Raw genomic sequence first — 17,480 nt, forward strand, 5'->3', positions numbered from 1 at the left:
GGGATTATGCGATGGAGCTGATCGAAGCCTCCCCATACAAGGATGTCGGGGCACGTCTCGACGACATCGATCTTGCGGGCATTTACCAGCAGCGCCTCGAGCGGCGGAAGCAGTTCAATCGCAAGAAATACCCAGCTGTGGTTGAGCCGGAGCCTGAACCTCTTTCCAACCGGATTGACCTGTTGCAGCCTCAACACGTTCCTGTGGCTTCCCCGGATTCAGAGCCCGTGGCAGGAATCCGGCCGCACAGGGTCCAAACACCAGCGGCGAACTTCAAGGTCCGGCTCTGGAAATCGCTGTATCCGGTTGAGGTGCCATCCGACATCGCCGCTGCGCTTCACTATATTGATGTTGCAAGCCGTTCCGTGACGTTGAGTGACGGCGCTGTTGTCAAGGACAAAGGCGACAGCATCGTTACTACGAGATCGACTGATCTTTCGATACGTCTGATGGCCTTGGAAGCAAAGGCAAAAGGCTGGAGTGTCTGTGATATCGCAGGCAGTCGGGAATTTGTTGCGCGGATGACAATCGAGTGCGCCGAACTTGGGATGAGGCCGGTCGGTCTCGATGAAAGGGCCAATGCCCTGATAGCTGCCACCCTGGCCGAAGCCGGCTATGACCTGGCAGAACTCGGTCGCCCGGGCCCCGACGCAAAGGCGGCTGAGACGGCGCCGGAGAGTTCCGCGCCCTCAACCAAGGAGAAGCCTACCGACGTCGTGCCTGAGGCGACGAGACCTGTGTCGGAAGCTGCTACGCCAAGCGACCCTGCGGAGGCCGCCAGCGACCTTGACGCAGACAGCACCGACGCGGACACGGACATCAAACCCAGCCTATGATGGCGCCTCAGAAACTCCATTCGCCGCCACCATAAGGTGGCGGCTCACAGGATCGAGCTGCTTGCAAGAGAGGGCTAATCTCAACTTGTCGCGGCTCCCGGTGATAGCATCCTAGGATAATATTGTAATAGCTGCCGTTGGAATTGTCGCCTTGGCCCTGAGGGCGGCGCTGATGCGATCATGGCTTTTTCCCGGCGGGAGGTGATAGCGTGCCAGGATGCTATTGCCCTAGATGTTTGATCCCACGGTTTGATGGTGCGATCCTTTCTCAGGGATGGAGGGAAGCATTATGGGCCAGGTTCGTCACGGGAGCGCCACGACCACGCACGCCGTCAGAGCTGCAATACAACGATCGCAAGCTTCGCTCGCGACGCTGAGCCGGGAGCTCGGCATTAACCCCAAGACAGTGGCGAAGTGGCGCAAGCGAGCGACGGTCGATGATCTCAAGACAGGGCCGAAGGAGCCACGCTCCACGGTTTTGACAGAAGCCGAGGAGGCGGCCATCGTCGCGTTCAGGCTGCACACGCTTTTGCCGCTGGACGACTGCCTCTATGCCCTGCAGCCATCAATTCCACACCTGACACGCTCAGCGCTGCATCGGTGCCTTCAGCGCCACGGCATCTCTCGACTGCCCGACGTGGAAGGCGACAAGCCGAAACGGTCGAAGTTCAAGCGCTACCCTATCGGCTTCTTTCATATCGACATCGCCGAGGTGCAGACTGCTGAAGGCAAGCTTTACCTGTTCGTCGGCATTGACCGCACGAGCAAGTTTGCCGTGACCCAGCTCGTCGACAAGGCGGACAGGAAGACAGCTTGGGAGTTCCTGCAGCACATGCTCGAAGCCGTGCCCTATCAGGTCCATACCATCCTCACCGACAACGGTATTCAGTTCGCCGAGCAGCCTCGGAACCGGAACACCATCTATTCCAGACCTATGCGCTTTGACATGATCTGCGAGGCCAACGGCATTGAGCACCGCCTGACGAAGCCCAACCACCCGTGGACCAACGGTCAGGTCGAGCGGATGAACCGCACGATCAAGGACGCCACCGTCAAACGCTTTCACTACACCAGCCACGACGAGCTCCGCACGCATCTCGCCGACTTCATGGCAGCCTACAACTTCGCGCGTAGGCTCAAGACCCTCGGCGGCCTCACGCCCTACGAATACATCTGCAAGATCTGGACATCAGAGCCAGACAGATTCATCCTAAACCCGATCCACCAGATGCCGGGACTGAACATCTAGGTTGCTATTGTGATAGCTTCGGGCGTGTTCTTCGGCGGAATGATAGCATAATAGAGTAATATTACACTATTACTCTATTATGCTATGCAACGTCGCCGCACGCCGTCACCCTCGATCTCCGCTCACCGTGCGCTTCCGCAGCGATAGAAGTCCTCATAGGTATCCTGTCGGGTGTTGTCGTAGTCGATGCAGAGGCCGGCCTCGTCGATCCGGGCCTTGAGGATCTTGGCTTCGTTGCAGTCGCCCAGGCTGATGCCGTTGGCATCGCCGGCGGAGTCCATGCAGGCGGTATAGGCCGCGGCGAAGTCGTCCACCAAGCGCATTTCCTTGCGGCTGAGCGGGCCGCCGGGGAACAGGGCGGTGGCGGCGACGAGGGCGATGATCAGGAGAATAGCGGCGCCGGCGGCGGCGATCAGGAGGCACGTGCGGGTCATGTCGGTGTCCTTTCCGAAGGGGGGCGGCAGTGCGCCGCCCCGATGGGCAGTCCGTGGGCGGATCAGCGGCGGATCAGCGCGGCGAAGTTCTCGAAGCTGCCGGTCTCAGTAGCGCGGTAGCCCAGCCGGGCGGCGGCGGCGAAGGGATCGTCGATCGGGCCCAGGCCGGGATGGCAGGCGCGCAGATACATCGTGGTGATCAGCGTGGTGGCGCCCGCCGGGGTGACCAGGTCGAGCGCGGTATAGCTGGCGTCGCCCGCCATGAAGGCCGGGCGCGTGCCGCTGCAGAACACCTGCACGGGCGAGGGTTCGCCCCAGTCGAGGCCGCTAGCCGGGGTGTCGGGATCGTCCGAGACTGCCTGGCGCAGGGTGACCATCACCAGGTCGCCGGGCACAGCGGCGCTGCCCTGGCCGACAACCTGGCGCGAGGTCTGGTCGTAGTGGATGCACTCTCCCATGTGGCAGCGGGCCAGATACGGCTCGGCCTGGGCGAGGGCGGCGGGCAGGGCGAAGGCGGCGGCAAGGAGGAAGGGCTTCATGGGTGTCTCCACAGTCGGAAGGGGTCTTCGGAAAGAAGGGCGAGGTCAGTCGACGCAGCGGTCAGGCCTGTCGAGGCAGAGGTCCAGGGTGGCGGGCGCGTCGGGATCGTGATCCGCGCGCAGGGGACCCGGCTCCAACGTGATCTCGGTGAGGCGCCAGACGCCCGGCGCCCCGGCCGGCGTCAGGGTGCCGGACAGCGTCCGCGCGCCGCTTTTCCCCTGGGCCTGCAGGCTGACCTCGTAGCGGGTCTCGCGGAAGAGTCCGCCATGCCGGGTCAGGGTGGCGGCGAGCGGCAGGTGGCAGATGAGCCGGCGCAGCGGCACCATGCCGCGCTCCCCCACGTCGAGAGCGGCGTCGCGCAGATCCTCCTCCGCCTCGGCCTCCTCGTAAAGACGCCCGCACCGGGCCTCGCCATGTTGCTGCTGGAAGGCGGCCGACAACTCCTGGCACTGGCGGTGCAGGCCGGCCAGCCGGGGCGTGTCCGGGTAGCGGGCGCAGGTGAGCAGCGCCGCCGAGGCCGGGCTGCCGGGCTCGAGGTCCGCATAGGCCGTCGCCAGGCGCTCGGCTTCCGCCGCCAGCACCCGGTCGCGCTTGGGGGCCACGCGGGCCTCGGCCTCCTGTGCGACCGCACGCAGCGCGGCCACGGCCGCGTCGAAGGCGTCGCTTGCCGGGCGCGGGCCAAAATCCGGCAGGACCGCATAGCCGTCGGTGGCAAGCGCCTCCTCGTAGCTCTCGCCGACCGCCTCGGCCTTGGCCGCCATCTCGGCGATCCGCGCCTTCCCGACACGTTCCAGATGCGCGGCGGCGATCTCCTCGCAGCCCCCGGTGATGCGGGCGGCGGGCGTGGCGTCCATGCCGGCCGTGGCGGCGCCGATGCGCCGCACGCAATGGCTGGTGATCGCCGGGATGTCGGTCTCGTCCGCGACCCCTTGCGCCAGCTCCTGCGCCAGCACCGGGACGGCGGTCTCGAGGAGGCGGGCGGTGGCGGGCCTCAGGACATGGTCGATCTCCTCGCGCGAGAGGCCGGTGTCGCGTAGCGCCGCCGCATCGATGGTGAGCCAGTTGGCGGCGCGGTAGGCTTCCAGGGTGACCGGCGTCGCCGCCAGGCGGGTGATGGTGGCGCGCAGCTTGTCCATGCCGGCGATGCGCGCCTCGATCCGGGGCCAGGCCTGGGCCACCAGCGTCTCGTAGCGGTTGCTGGCGCAGCTCTGCGACAGCGCAATGGTGGCTTCGGCGATCTCGCGCGTCCAGTGTTCCAGCGGCAGGCCGGAAGCGATCTCCAGGAGCGTCTCCTCGCCGACCCTGCCGAAGCCGGGCGACATCACGTTGGTGCTGGTGCCGTCCATCGTCGCGCAAAGCCGCGCGGGATCGGTCTCGGCCATGGCGGTCACGTCGCGGCCCGCCAGCAGCAGCGCCAGGGCGCGGCTGTCCTGCAGCTCGGTCAGGAGTTCCGCCTCGGTCCGGTCGCGGCTGGCCCGCCAGGCGTCGCGCATGGCGGGCAACAGCGCCGCCGCCTCGTCGCCCTCGATCTCGCCCGCCAGGATGCGGGCGCGCTCGACCATGCGCGCGCCCATCGTCTTCAGCCCCTCCTGAACGGCCTGGCGCTTGGTCTGCTGGTCAAGCGGCGGCAGCAGCACCGGCGGCGGCAGCGCCTCGGCGGCGGCGCGGGCGGCGGCCAGATCGGCGGGAGAGGGTGCGTCCGCCTCCAGCATCACCAGCACGGCATCGTAGCGGGCGGCAGGGGCGTCCGCCGGCGCGAAGACGAAGGCCTCGCAATCGGGCAGGGGGGCGCCGTCGAAGCCCATGGGCCGCAGCGTGGGCGCGTCGCCCTCCACGCCCTCCAGCCTGGCCTTAGGATAGGTGGCGGCCTGGTCGAGGACGACCGGCTGTCCCGCCAGGAACTCGGCCGGCAGGTGCCAGTCCCGTCCCGAGATGCGGTTGTCCTGCCCGCGCCAGAACAGCCGGATGTTGGGCTCGTCCTCCGGGGCGACGCGCAGCTCCAGGACATGGCCGCGGCCGTCGCAGGTGACAGACTGCGAGGTGTAATAGCGGGCCTCGGCGGCAAGCGCGGGCGAGACAAGACACAGCGTGGCCACGGAGCCGAGCAGGGCGGGAAAAGATCGGGTCATGGGAAATCCTTCTTGTGCGGGCGCAAGAGCGAGAGGCGGTGACGGCAAGTCGTAGGTGGACAGAGCGTGAGGCAGGTTCAGCCGACTGGGCCGCAAATCCGGGGCCTGCCAAGCCTCCGGCGCCGTCGGTGAAAGCGATGCCTGTCAGTCGGGACCATGAACTGGAGATGTCTAAGGATCGGGCAATCTCCAGGGAACGATCAGCGAATATCCTAAAATGGGATAATACTGAAACGGGATTATCGGCGCAAGCGAAAGCAAAGGCTTGCGCATGTCCCGTTCCCTTCGGTCCCCGCTCCATGTGTCGATGATGACCGTTCTTCGGCGGGAGCGGGGGCGGAGCGCCCTGACGCAAGCCGAACTGGCGGGGCGCCTGCGCCGGCCGCAGTCATATGTCGCCAAGGTCGAGACGGGCGAGCGACGTCTGGATGTGGTCGAGTTCGTTGAATACGTCCGGGCCCTCGGACTGGAACCGGCCCGCCTCCTCGCGCTGATCCTGGAAGGCGAGCAGGGGTAGGCCAGGAAACTGACCGTCACCGGTGGCTGACGATGCCTCGAGAAGTCGGCTGATGCCGCCCATTCCGTGCGGGCCGCACTTGGCGACGCCGTCGGCGGAGGCGGTGGCAGGGAGGTGCATCGCCAGAGAGGGTCGCCGGTCTGGACAGGCCTGTGCGCTGTTGGCCAGATCTCTCTCGAAGCAACCTCGGCGCTGATTGGATCCCGCTCTCGCCCCGAGGCCCACGCAACGCCCGCCGGCCTTGTCCCAAGACGCGGCGTCGCGCATCCCCGACGCGTTTCATGCTCATCTCCTCGGAAAACGGTTCGGGATTTCGTCGGCTTTCGGCGGTTTTCCGTTTTGGCAGCGCTCCTTGGACAAAGGTCTTCCGGAAGGGGGCAGATGGCCGGGGTTTCTTCAGTCTTTTTATTAAAGTCCCCGGCGGAATGCTGAAGGGAGGCTTTTGCGAGCCTGGGGAAGGCATTGGATCCTCAGACCGTACGATCCTGCGGAACAGGCATCGACCGCGCCCACGACCCCGCGCCTCCTGCGCGAGGCCCTCGACCGCCAGGGACAGCAGATCGAGGATCTCGACCAGGACCGCCGCCTCGGCCAGCAGCGCCGGGAGACCCGGCTCACGGCTCATGGCGCGTCTCCGGGTCCGGGCCGGGCCGCTCCAGGCCCTCATTGCCGCAGGTGAGGACGCGCTCGGCGCAGAGCCGGTCTGTGAGGTGCAGCAGCCAGTGATATTCCGCGGCGAGGAGCTGGCGGGCGCGGCGGAGCGCCGCGCGCAGCCGCCTGTCGGCGCGGGTCCGCACCGCCGGATCGGTCATCAGCATGTGCGCCGGGTCGGCGAAGCGGACCAGGCTGTGACCGCTAAGACCGTAGGTGAGTTCCAGCCGCAGGGCGATCTCCGTGGTGCGGGCCAGATCGCTGTCGGCGCCCTGTCCGGCACCGATGCAGCCGCTGCCCAGCACCAGCTCCTCGGCCGCCCGGCCCGCCAGCAGGCAGGTCAGCTGATCGATCAGATCGCGCCGGGTCAGCAGCGGCGCCCGGTGTCCCAACGCGACATGGCCGCCCGCCGTGCCGACTTGGATCTCCTGGACGCGGCCGCGCGCCAGCAGGGTGGCGGCGATGGCATGGCCGGCCTCATGGAGGGCGAAGCGGCGGATGATGGCCGGCTCCTCCCGGGCCAGTCCCAAGGCCCGGGCGATGTCGGCGACGGTCAGGGTAACGCCCGCCGCCCGCGCCCGGCTGCGGGCTTCACGAACCGCGCCGTCGATGGCGGCGGCGCTCTGGCCGATTGCGCGCCGGGCCAGGCTGTCGATTGCCTTGGCCGACAGCGCGCCGTCAAGACGCCGGGTCAGGATCCGGGCAATGGCGGCAGGACCGGGCGGTGGCACCGCGACGATCCGATCGATCCGGCCAGGGCGGCGCAGCGCCGGGTCGAGCGCCTCCATCTCGTTGCAGGCGGCGAGGACGACCAGGCCCGGTGTCCGGCCGGCGCCGTCCAGCTGTTCGAGAAGCGCGTTGATCACCTGGCGGCGATAGGTGCGGGCGTGGCTGTCGTCGCTGCCCCGGTCGCCGGCGCCGTCGATCTCGTCCAGGAACAGCACCGCGGGGGCAGCCGCCTGAGCCTGGGCGAAGCTGGCGCGCATGGCGCGCAGCATGTCGCCCAGATGGCCGGCGGCCTGCCAGGCGGCGAGGCTGCCTTCGATCAGCGGCACGCCGGCCGAGGCGGCGATGGCACGGGCCAGCCAGGTCTTGCCGGTGCCGGGCGGTCCCACGAACAGGAGCGACCGGGTCATGTCGGACCATTCGATGCGCCCGGCCTGCCAAGCGGCGAGATCGGCGACCAGGCGGCGGGCGGCCACCTCGGCCGCGCCATGGCCGACGATGTCGTCCAGGATCGGAGCGTTGGACCGGTTGGAACGGGTCATGCGGTGCAGCTCGGCGATCTGCCGGTCGCAGATGCGGTGGCGCAGGGCGAAGCGCAGCTGGAGCGGCGACAGCGCCCGCAGTGCGGCGTCATCCGGCAGGGTGGCCCGCAGGTGGGCCGTGCCGCCGCCGCGCAGGCCGAGGGCGGCGGCCACCAGCCATCCGTCCACGGGGCCGAGGCGCAGCGGCGCGGGCAGCGTGGCGGCGATCTCGCCGGGCATGGCCACGCCCGCCTCCACCAGCAGGACATGCGGGGCGGTCGTCGCGCTGATCGCCGTTATGGCGGGGGCGACGGCGTCCTCGGGCCGCCCGGCCGCGCGGGTGTCCCCGACGGCGCGCAGGGCGATGATCCGCACCGGCGGGCGCCCGTTGCCGGGTGCCAGCAGGGCGGTGAGCAGCGAGGCCGCGTCGTCGATCATCCCGTCGGGTGGGCACCAGAGTACCGTGACCGCGCCGACCGCCGTCAGCGCGGCAATGGCCTCAGAGGTCGGCAGCGCCCGGCACAGCCCGGCAAGGGCGATGGCGCGCAGCGGGTCGTCCGCCAGCGGGGTCGCCGGACGCGGGCGTTCTCCCCAGTCCGGCAGCTCCTCGATCTGGTCCTCGACGTCGTCGAGGCGGCCCTCGACCAAGGCCTGGAAGACCGTCTCGGACATCTCCGGCGCATCAGCGACCGGCGGACAGGGCGCCGCGTCCAGGCAGGCCGCGACAGTCAGGTAGTGGGGAAGCCAGGCGGGCAAGGCGGGCATGGCAGACAGGCTGGGCATGGACAGCTCCTTCGGGAAGGGCGAGGGACTGGGTGTGGCAGGGGAGATGCACCAGGGCTGGGGCGGCCGCAGCCGCCCCGGGCGGAGGCGGATCAGCAGGCCGCCCTGTCGTCGCCCCCGCCATCCTGGCTGCCGCTGTCGTCGCCATTGTCGTTGCCGGCTCTGGCCCCTGGGCTTTCGTTTCCGTCGACCTCGGGTCGGCCAGATCGGGTTGCGGCGCCGGCGCCTGGTGCCATGCCGCCCCCGGCGGCGGCCTTCTCGATCCTGTCGAGCCGGCGCTCCAGTTCGGCCCGCAGCCAGGGACGGTAGATCTCGCTCACCACGTTGAGGATGCCCCGGTAATCCCCGGGCGGCACCACCGCCTCGGGATGCTGCCGGCGCAGCCGGGCGTGCAGGCGCTTCTCGACGGCGCAGGCGGCGTGTCCCGTCGGCATCGCCACGCGGCGCAGCAGCGTCACCTGCGCGGTCTTCGGCAGCCCCAACTGGTGCCTCTGGCGCTTCAACGGATTGGCGCTGTAGCCCAGCTTCAGCAACTCCCTGCCGTCATGCCGGATGCCCAGCAGGTAGAGGAAACTGGGCTTGGCAGCCCAGCTCTCACCGCAGCCCGCGCAGTCGCACTGGCCCCAGCGGAGATTGGCCCGGGCGATCCGCTGGGTATGGCCGCAGGCGTTGTGGTGGTAGAGGTGATAGTTGGGATTGCCGCGCGGGTCCGGGCCGATCCGGGTCCAGCCATGGCGAGCGGCGATCTGGCGTTCGCGTTTGGCAAAGCAGGTCTCGCAGCGCAGGCCGGTCTCGCCACGGGCGACGCGGTCGATGATCTCGAACTGCCGCCGCAGGACGTGCCCGCAGGTGGCGCGGAAAAGGCCGTATTGTGGGTGATCGGGATCGGGGCCGAGATAGGCGAGGCCCGCCGCCGCCGCGCGGGCGGTCCGCGCCGTCTCCAGGCAGGTGCGGCAGAGCGGCTGGCTGGTCATCAGGACATAAAGCCTGGTCACGCTGACGCCGCCGCAGCACCGGCAGCGCAGGGCCAGGTGAAGACGGTCCGTGACCCGGGCCAGGAGATCGAACCCCTTCTGCTCCGCCGCCGCGATCCAGTGGGCATGAAGGGGGCCGGGGTGGCGGGTCAGGCCGGCGGGAAGCGGCGCTTGGGCCGCGCAGGATTGCAGGACAGTCATGGGAATGCTCCTGAAAAACAAATTAGTTGTGCCGGGAGCTGACGCGGACGCCTTGCGCGGCCACAGCGGTCCGGGACGGTGAGATACGCAGACCGGGCGGTGCGCGCGCAGCACGCACCGGTCACGGCATGCAGGAATGTCAGGGAAAGGCGGCTGTCAGGCCGCGACCGGCACCGGATCGACGGCGCTGTCGGCCACAGCGATCTCCAGCGGATCGACAAGCGCCGACAGCGAGGCCAGGTCGGCCACCTGCATCCGCGCCGCCGCCAGCATCGCGCCGACCCGCCGCGCCACCGGGCCGCTGCCGGGGCAGGCGAAACGCCCGTCGCCCCGCTCGAGCCGGACGGCGAGGCGCAGGAACTCCGAGGAGGAGCCGGACTCGATCAGCGCGAACAAAAGCAACGCCATGCGCTTCAGCGGCTGGTCCTCTGGGCGAACAGGCACGGCCACCCGGATATGGTCGATGGTGGACAGCACCTGCGTCCGCGCCACCTCGGCGTCACGGTGCCAGTGCAGGAACGCCGGATCCCAGGACGCCGCATGCTCGATGTCGCGCTCGGCCTCGATATACCCGCTGACTGACCCGATCAGCCGCGAGAAGCTGCGCGAGATCTCGGTATGGGTGAAATGCGCAGAGGCTTTTGTCACGCCGGAGGGCGTGGTAGGGGATGAGATAGCCATGATTGATCTCCTGAGGATCGGTTGTGGTTAGGGCGGGGCAAGAAGGTGAGATCTCTTGCTTCCGTCCGCATTATATGGCACCGTAAAACATAAAATCAAGAAAAGATTCGTTGCTATGGAAAAAAAGCGTGGCCGTCCTCCCGTTGATAGTGAGTCGATCAATCTCCGCCTGTCGCGGGAGCTTATCCAAGCGATCGATGATCGGCGACGCACTGAGGCTGATCTGCCCACTAGGCCTGAGATGATACGCCGCGCCCTCGTCGAGTGGTTGGATATGACCCGGCGTGGTCAATAGGAAGACCCAAGGCGATAAGTAAACTTAGGAAGATGGAACCGAACGCTGCCACTTGCAGCAGCAAGCCACTCTGGTGGATACCCTGACAGATGGCATAAGCATGTCATGTTCTAGGGATCCCGATGACCGACCTCTTTTTTCAGCAGCCTATTTTAAATTCCCCCTACGAATACCCGGGCCGGCACTGGGAACTCGACAGGGATGGCCAGCCAACCAGCAGGATCCTCGAGAACCGTCGCCGATCTGATCTCATCACGCCGGTCCCGAAGCCCAAGAAGCGAAAGGTTTCACTGACGCAGGGCAGTCTGGGTTTGCATGACGGGGACGGAATCTCTTCCGATGTGCAGGAATACAATCCCACCCCGATCATTAATGAGGTGCGGCGTTTTGTTGAGGATTGGCGAAGTCTGCCTAATCCCGACCAATGGATGGTGACGTCGGAAACGGCGCGGCTCTTGCAGCATTGGCGGCACCACCCGTTCCAGGGCGTGCGCCCGTTCTTCTGCCAGGTCGAGGCTGTCGAGACGGCGATCTGGCTGACCGAGGTGGCGCCGAAGCTGGGCTCGCGCGCGGCCAAGTTCTGGGCGCATCTGAAGGGGGCCAATGCCCAGGCCAACCCGGAACTCGTGCGCCTGGCGCTGAAGCTTGCCACTGGTGCGGGCAAGACCACGGTGATGGCGATGATCATCGCCTGGCAGACGGTCAACGCGGTGCGGCATCCGAACAGCAAGACCTTCTCGCGAGGGTTCGTGCTGGTTGCGCCGGGCATCACCATCCGAGACCGGTTGCGGGTTCTGCTGCCGAACGACCCGGAAAGCTACTATCGCCACCGCGAGATCGCTCCTTCCGACATGCTGGGTGATATCGACAAGGCCAAGATTGTCATCACTAACTATCATGCCTTCAAGCTGCGCGAGCGGGTGAACCTGTCGAAAGGCACCCGAACGACCCTTGCCGGCTGGCGGGGCGAGGACATCCAGACGCTGGAAACCGAAGGCCAGATGCTGCAGCGGGTCATGCCCGAACTGATGGGCATGAAGAACATCATCGTGCTGAACGACGAGGCGCACCATTGCTATCGTGAGCGCGTCCAGGATGCCGAGGGCGAGACCGAGGCCGACCTGAAGGGCGACGAAAAGGCCGAAGCGAAGGAACAGAACGAAGCTGCCCGGATGTGGATCTCGGGCCTTGAGGCGGTCAAGCGCAAGCTGGGGATCTCGCTAGTCTATGACCTTTCGGCGACGCCCTTCTTCCTGCGCGGCTCGGGCTATGTCGAAGGCACGCTGTTTCCTTGGACGATGAGCGATTTTTCCCTGATGGACGCCATCGAATGCGGAATCGTGAAGCTGCCCCGGGTGCCGGTGGCTGACAACGTGCCCGGTGGGGACACGCCGAAGTTCCGCAACCTGTGGGACCATATCGGAAAGGCGCTGCCGAAGAAGGGCCGGTCTGGCGGCAAGACCCTTGACCCGCTCAAGCTGCCGCCTGAACTCCTATCGGCACTTGATGCCCTTTACGGCCACTACGAAAAGACGTTCGAACTGTGGGAGGCCGCCAGGATCGGCGTGCCGCCGGTCTTTATCGTGGTCTGCAACAACACGGCCACGTCCGAACTGGTCTACAAATACATCTCGGGCTTCGACCGCACGAATGACGACAGGTCGACCACGCTGGAAAACGGCCGCCTGCCGCTGTTCCGCAACTATGATGATTTCGGCAACCGCCTTGCCCGGCCAAACACCATCCTGATCGACAGCGCGCAGCTGGAATCCGGTGATGCGCTTGACAAGGATTTCCGCGAAATGGCCGCGGACGAGATCGAGCGCTTCAAGCGGGAACTGGTCGAGCGCACCAGCGACATGACCGCAGGCGACAGGATCGACGAATCCACCCTGCTGCGCGAGGTGATGAACACCGTCGGCCGCAAGGGCAAGCTGGGCGAGCAGATCCGCTGCGTGGTCTCGGTCTCGATGCTGACTGAGGGGTGGGACACGAACACTGTCACCCATGTCCTGGGCGTGCGGGCCTTCGGCACCCAGCTTCTGTGCGAGCAGGTGATGGGCCGAGCGCTGCGCCGCCAGTCCTATGAGCTGAATGAACACGGCCTGTTCAATGTCGAATATGCCGATGTGTTGGGCATTCCCTTCGACTTTGCCGCAAAGCCCACGATCTCGCCGCCGCAGCCGCCTTCGGATACCATTCGGGTCCATGCGGTCAAACCCGGACGCGATGCATTGACGATCACCTTCCCGCGGGTCGAGGGGTATCGGGTCGAGCTTCCGAACGAACGGCTTGATGCCCGGTTCGGCCCCGATCACGTGCTGGAACTGACACCGGACCTTGTCGGCCCCTCGGTCACCAAGAACCAGGGCATCATCGGAGAGGGTGTCGACCTGACGCTGGAACATCTGGGCGAGATGCGCGCCTCGACCGTGCTGTTTCACCTGACCGAACGGCTGCTCTATACCAAATATCGCGACCCCGGCGATGCGCCGAAGCTGCACCTGTTCGGGCAGCTGAAACGCATCACCCGGACCTGGATCGACACCTGCCTGAAATGCCATGCCGGCACCTTCCCGGCGCAGCTTCGTTATCCCGAGATTGCCGACATGGCCTGCGAACGGATCAAGGCCGCGATCACGGAAACGCTGGAAGGTGACCGCCCGGTCAAGGCGATCCTTGACGCCTACAACCCGATCGGCTCGACCGCCTATGTCAACTTCACCACCTCGAAAAAGACGCGCTGGCAGACCGACCCGCTGAAATCGCATGTGAACTGGGTGATCTGCGACAGCGACTGGGAGGCCGAATTCGCCCGCGTGGTCGAGGCGCATCCCCGTGTCCTGTCCTATGTCAAGAACCAGAACCTCGGGTTCGAGGTGCCCTATCTTCACGGCTCGACCCCGCGGAGATACTTGCCCGACTTCATCGTGCGGGTGGATGACGGCCAACCGGAACCCCTGAACCTGATCATCGAGGTAAAGGGCTTCCGCGGAGAGGACGCCAAGGACAAGGCCAATACGATGCGCAGCTACTGGGTGCCGGGAGTGAACAACCTGGAAAAATTCGGCCGCTGGACCTTTGCCGAATTCACCGCCGTCCATCGGATGGAGGAGGAGTTCGAGAGGCTATTGGAAACCCTTGGGGCAGGGGAGGCGCTTGTTGAATGATCCGGGTCACTGTTGACATCTTCGCAACACCCACCATATACAAGGGGCACATCCGCCCCTTGGCAGTAAGCCCGTCCGCAATCCTGGACATGGCCGACCCCTTGGGGCTTTTTCCTTTTGCGGGGGCACACCCGTGAAAGTGGCAATCCTCATTGACGGCGGATACTTCCTTAAGCGGCTCGGCTCTGTCCGGCGCGATATCGACACGCTAGATGCCGAGCAGGTGGACAAGGCCATCGGTCGAATGGTCGAAAGCCACTTGCGGCAGTTGAACCTGATCGCCAAGGCGGGCCATCATTTCAGCCTGCTTTACCGCTGTTTCTTCTACGATGCGCTTCCCTACATGCAGAAGGGCCACCTGCCGGTCAGCGGCAAGGCCATCGACTATGCCAAATCCGACCAGGCAAGGTTTCGACTGGACCTATTCGATCGTCTGCGCCGACGTGCCAATTTCGCCGTCCGGCTGGGGCAGGTGCGCAAGGAACGGTCATGGATCCTGTCGGAAGATGCGCAAAAAGCCATCCTGAAAGGCACGCGAAAGCCCGAAGACTTGACCGACCACGATTTCCATCCCGGTCTGCGTCAAAAGGCCGTGGACATGCGCATCGGTGTCGACATCACCACGATCAGCCTGAAACAGCAGGCCGACACCATCATCCTTGTTGCGGGGGACAGCGATTTCGTTCCCGCCTCGAAGCTCGCCCGGCGCGAAGGGGTAAGGATCATTCTTGATCCGATGTGGCGAGAGGTTGAGCCTTCCCTGTTCGAACATATCGACGGATTGCGCAGCGGTTTTCCGCGCCCCAAACCAAAAGAAAGGCTCGCCGAGGCCGCTCCTGCATTCCAACCCCAAGACCCGGCGAAATAAGACATGGCCAGAAAATCCCTCGAGGTCGAAACCCTCACCCATGACGCCACGCGCAGGAACATCCCGACGGCGGAATTCGAAAGCCTGATGCGCGAACAGGACAAGAGGCCGATCCAGCTAGCCTATGCCCGGCGCAATCCCGACCTGGACCCGCAGCTGGTCTGGCGCGGCAAGGACATGGAGGACTGGTCGGACCTGATCGTGCAGGCGCCGCCGCTGTATATCCAGGAAAAGGTCCACCCCAGGGTGCTGATCGACGACCTGAAGCGGCAGTCCAGGGCACGCGCGGATGCGGCAGCCCCGGCCGCGCAGTTCGACATGTTCGCGGACTTCAACGGGTTGCCCGACCCCGAGGCCGCGACCGAGTTCTATCAGCACGACCAGCACTGGTCGAACCGGATGATCTCGGGCGACAGCCTGTCGGTGATGGCCTCACTGGCGGAACGGGAAGGGCTGCGCGGGCAGGTGCAGTGCATCTATTTCGATCCGCCCTATGGCATCAAGTTCAACAGTAACTTCCAGTGGTCCACCACTTCGCGCGATGTGAAGGACGGCGACAAGACCCATGTGACGCGCGAACCCGAACAGGTCCGCGCCTTTCGCGACACCTGGAAGGACGGCATCCATTCCTATCTGACCTATCTCCGCGACCGGCTGACCGTGGCCCGCGATTTGTTGACGGAGAGCGGCAGCATCTTCGTGCAGATCGGGGATGAGAATGTCCACCGCGTGCGGGCGTTGATGGATGAGGTGTTTGGGGACGAGAATTGTGTTAGCCAGATCAGCTTAGTCAAAACGAGCAGCCAAACGGCACAGTTCCTGCCCAACGTTGCGGACCACGTGCTTTGGTATGCACGATCCAAAGAGAGGCTAAAGTATCGACCCGCATTACAGACCAAGGAGTTTGGACAGTCCGGCGCTGCTGGATATGGGAAATATGAGGACAGCAAAGGGGACCGACGAGCAATCTCCGCAGACGAGAAGCGGAATCCGGCTCTAATTCCTAGCAATGCAAAGATCTATTCAACCGGTGACCTGACGAGCCAAAAGCCCCCGGGAAGCTATCCGGTGAGATTTGAAGGCAAGACCTTTGTTCCGCGCAAGGGCTACTGGAAAACGCACGAAACGGGCGTTGCGCGCCTGCGCACGGCGAACCGCGTCGAACTCGTCGGAAACACGCTTAGATATGTCCGCTTCATTGACGACTTTTCCGTATTCCCTCTAACGAACGTATGGACGGACACCGGCGTTGCAGGCTTTGCAAGCGACAAGCGTTACATTGTCGAAACATCAACAAAGATCGTCGAACGCTGCATCCTAATGACCACCGACCCCGGCGACCTGGTGCTCGATCCCACCTGCGGCTCGGGCACCACGGCCTATGTCGCCGAGCAATGGGGGCGGCGCTGGATCACCATCGACACCAGCCGCGTCGCCATCGCGCTGGCCCGGTCGCGCCTGATGGGCGCGCGCTATCCCTTCTATCTGCTGGCCGACAGCCCCGAAGGCCAGCAGAAGGAAGCCGAGATCACCCGCACGCCGCCGAAATCCGCGCCCACCTATGGCAAGGTCCGCCAGGGCTTCGTCTATGACCGCGTGCCGCACATAACGCTGAAATCCATCGCCAACAATGCCGAGATCGACGTGATCTGGGACCGGATGCAGCCCGCGGTCGAAGACGCCATTGCCGCGCTGAACACGGCCCTGCGCGGCCATGCCGCCCCCTTCAAGGTGGAACAGGGCGGCCGCGCCGGCGCGAAGATCGATTTCACCGCAACGGGCGAGGTCAAGTTGCCCTCGGGCGAGATGGCGCCTGCGAACGGCTTCATGGAATGGGAAATCCCACGCAAGGCACCGCAAGGCTGGCCCGTGCCGGCACAGCAGGCGCTGGCGCGGTTCTGGGATGCGCGGATTGCGCGGCAAAGGGAAATCGACGCCTCCATCGCCGCCAAGGCCGAGTTTGAATACCTCTACGACAAGCCCTTTGCCGATAACGCGAAGGTCCGCGTGGCTGGCCCCTTCACCGTTGAAAGCCTGTCGCCGCACAAGACGCTGGCGACGGACTGGAACGACGAACTGATCGACCTGCACGAGGCCTCTGAAGGCAAGCGCCGCGCCGCCGAGCGGGACGACCGGGCCGAGGATTTCGCGGCGATGATCCTGGACAACCTGCGCGCCGCCGGTGTCCAGCAGGCCCACAAGGAGGACCGGATCACCTTCACCGCCCTGACCGGCTGGCCCGGCCGCTATATCGCGGCCGAAGGGCAGTTTATGGAGGGCGAGGTGATGCGCCGCGCCGGCATCTTCATCGGCCCCGAGTTCGGCACCGTCAGCCGCCCCGACCTAGTTGCGGCGGCACGCGAGGCAGGCGACGCCGGTTTCGACATGCTGATCGCCTGCGCCTTCAACTATGACGCCCATTCGGCCGAATTTGACAAGCTGGGCCGCGTGCCAGTGCTGAAGGCGCGGATGAACCCCGACCTGCACATGGGGACCGACCTGAAATCGACCGGCGCGGGCAACCTGTTCGTGATCTTCGGCGAACCGGATATCCGCATCGAGGAAAAGGACGGGATGCTGACCGTGCAGGTCTTCGGCGTGGACGTGTTCAAGCCGCAGACGGGTTCGGTGGAAAGCGAGGGCACCGACGGCATTGCCCTGTGGATGCTGGACACGGATTACAACGAGGAATCGTTCTTCGTCCGTCACGCCTATTTCCTTGGGGCGAACGATCCCTACAAGGCGCTGAAGACCAGCCTGAAGGCCGAGATCGACGCGGATGCCTGGGATAGTCTTTATTCCGACATCTCCCGGCCTTTCCCGAAGCCGAAATCCGGACGGATCGCGGTGAAGGTGATCAATCACCTTGGCGATGAGGTGATGAAGGTTTTTGCGGTGGGGTGAG

General features: G+C 65.4%; 12 protein-coding genes. 6 read left to right on the forward strand and 6 right to left on the reverse strand.

The features are described from left to right. The first annotated feature begins 11 nt into the window (after positions 1–11). Entirely contained in the window at positions 12–836 is an 825-nt protein-coding gene (locus PXD02_RS01500) for an LPD7 domain-containing protein (RefSeq protein ID WP_275105214.1), read from the forward strand. 289 nt (positions 837–1,125) lie between these two features. Beyond that, positions 1,126–2,085 (forward strand): IS481 family transposase, encoded by a 960-nt coding sequence (locus PXD02_RS01505; protein ID WP_275105215.1) that lies wholly within the window; start codon positions 1,126–1,128, stop codon positions 2,083–2,085. 122 nt (positions 2,086–2,207) lie between these two features. Here the strand turns inward: PXD02_RS01505 and PXD02_RS01510 are convergent, their stop codons facing one another. From PXD02_RS01510 to PXD02_RS01520, 3 genes are all read right to left on the reverse strand, one after another. After that, entirely contained in the window at positions 2,208–2,519 is a 312-nt protein-coding gene (locus tag PXD02_RS01510) for a hypothetical protein (protein ID WP_275105216.1), read from the reverse strand. Positions 2,520–2,581: 62 nt separating this feature from the next. After that, positions 2,582–3,058: a hypothetical protein gene (locus tag PXD02_RS01515; protein WP_275105217.1), complete on the reverse strand. Its 477-nt coding sequence runs from the start codon at positions 3,056–3,058 to the stop codon at positions 2,582–2,584. A 45-nt stretch (positions 3,059–3,103) separates the two neighbouring features. After that, positions 3,104–5,188, reverse strand: a complete 2,085-nt coding sequence (locus tag PXD02_RS01520) for a hypothetical protein (RefSeq protein ID WP_275105218.1) — start codon at positions 5,186–5,188, stop codon at positions 3,104–3,106. A 307-nt stretch (positions 5,189–5,495) separates the two neighbouring features. Here PXD02_RS01520 and PXD02_RS01525 point away from each other — a divergent pair, with 307 nt between their 5' ends. Next, positions 5,496–5,705, forward strand: a complete 210-nt coding sequence (locus tag PXD02_RS01525; protein WP_275105219.1) for a helix-turn-helix domain-containing protein — start codon at positions 5,496–5,498, stop codon at positions 5,703–5,705. Positions 5,706–6,319: 614 nt separating this feature from the next. Here PXD02_RS01525 and PXD02_RS01530 read toward each other — a convergent pair. The 3 genes from PXD02_RS01530 to PXD02_RS01540 all read right to left on the reverse strand — a co-directional run bounded on the left by PXD02_RS01530 (position 6,320) and on the right by PXD02_RS01540 (position 10,242). Next, the gene (locus PXD02_RS01530) at positions 6,320–8,386 is read right to left on the reverse strand and encodes an AAA family ATPase (protein ID WP_275105220.1); all 2,067 of its coding nucleotides are present in this window, start codon (positions 8,384–8,386) and stop codon (positions 6,320–6,322) included. A 92-nt stretch (positions 8,387–8,478) separates the two neighbouring features. Further along, entirely contained in the window at positions 8,479–9,561 is a 1,083-nt protein-coding gene (locus PXD02_RS01535) for a GIY-YIG nuclease family protein (protein ID WP_275105221.1), read from the reverse strand. A 156-nt stretch (positions 9,562–9,717) separates the two neighbouring features. Then, positions 9,718–10,242 carry a hypothetical protein gene (locus PXD02_RS01540; protein ID WP_275105222.1) on the reverse strand — a complete coding sequence of 175 codons (525 nt, stop codon included), beginning with the start codon at positions 10,240–10,242 and terminating at the stop codon, positions 9,718–9,720. A gap of 417 nt (positions 10,243–10,659) precedes the next feature. On the opposite strand from PXD02_RS01540, the gene PXD02_RS01545 reads away from it, so the two are divergent. The 3 genes from PXD02_RS01545 to PXD02_RS01555 all read left to right on the forward strand — a co-directional run bounded on the left by PXD02_RS01545 (position 10,660) and on the right by PXD02_RS01555 (position 17,479). Continuing rightward, complete coding sequence (locus PXD02_RS01545) at positions 10,660–13,707, forward strand: BPTD_3080 family restriction endonuclease (protein ID WP_473092042.1); 3,048 nt, start codon at positions 10,660–10,662, stop codon at positions 13,705–13,707. 133 nt (positions 13,708–13,840) lie between these two features. Further along, on the forward strand, positions 13,841–14,575 hold the full coding sequence (locus PXD02_RS01550) for an NYN domain-containing protein (protein WP_275105224.1): 735 nt from the start codon (positions 13,841–13,843) through the stop codon (positions 14,573–14,575). A 3-nt stretch (positions 14,576–14,578) separates the two neighbouring features. Then, on the forward strand, positions 14,579–17,479 hold the full coding sequence (locus PXD02_RS01555) for a site-specific DNA-methyltransferase (protein ID WP_275105225.1): 2,901 nt from the start codon (positions 14,579–14,581) through the stop codon (positions 17,477–17,479). The last annotated feature ends 1 nt before the right edge of the window (position 17,480 follow it).

This window comes from Paracoccus sp. S3-43 (genome assembly GCF_029027965.1).
Taxonomy (GTDB): domain Bacteria; phylum Pseudomonadota; class Alphaproteobacteria; order Rhodobacterales; family Rhodobacteraceae; genus Paracoccus.

Bases quoted from the DNA above. Each gene is read 5' to 3' on its own strand.
- PXD02_RS01500 (WP_275105214.1), top strand. From the start codon at position 12: ATGGAGCTGATCGAAGCCTCCCCATACAAGGATGTCGGGGCACGTCTC.
- PXD02_RS01505 (WP_275105215.1), top strand. From the start codon at position 1,126: ATGGGCCAGGTTCGTCACGGGAGCGCCACGACCACGCACGCCGTCAGA.
- PXD02_RS01510 (WP_275105216.1), bottom strand. From the start codon at position 2,519: ATGACCCGCACGTGCCTCCTGATCGCCGCCGCCGGCGCCGCTATTCTC.
- PXD02_RS01515 (WP_275105217.1), bottom strand. From the start codon at position 3,058: ATGAAGCCCTTCCTCCTTGCCGCCGCCTTCGCCCTGCCCGCCGCCCTC.
- PXD02_RS01520 (WP_275105218.1), bottom strand. From the start codon at position 5,188: ATGACCCGATCTTTTCCCGCCCTGCTCGGCTCCGTGGCCACGCTGTGT.
- PXD02_RS01525 (WP_275105219.1), top strand. From the start codon at position 5,496: ATGATGACCGTTCTTCGGCGGGAGCGGGGGCGGAGCGCCCTGACGCAA.
- PXD02_RS01530 (WP_275105220.1), bottom strand. From the start codon at position 8,386: ATGCCCAGCCTGTCTGCCATGCCCGCCTTGCCCGCCTGGCTTCCCCAC.
- PXD02_RS01535 (WP_275105221.1), bottom strand. From the start codon at position 9,561: ATGACTGTCCTGCAATCCTGCGCGGCCCAAGCGCCGCTTCCCGCCGGC.
- PXD02_RS01540 (WP_275105222.1), bottom strand. From the start codon at position 10,242: ATGGCTATCTCATCCCCTACCACGCCCTCCGGCGTGACAAAAGCCTCT.
- PXD02_RS01545 (WP_473092042.1), top strand. From the start codon at position 10,660: ATGACCGACCTCTTTTTTCAGCAGCCTATTTTAAATTCCCCCTACGAA.
- PXD02_RS01555 (WP_275105225.1), top strand. From the start codon at position 14,579: ATGGCCAGAAAATCCCTCGAGGTCGAAACCCTCACCCATGACGCCACG.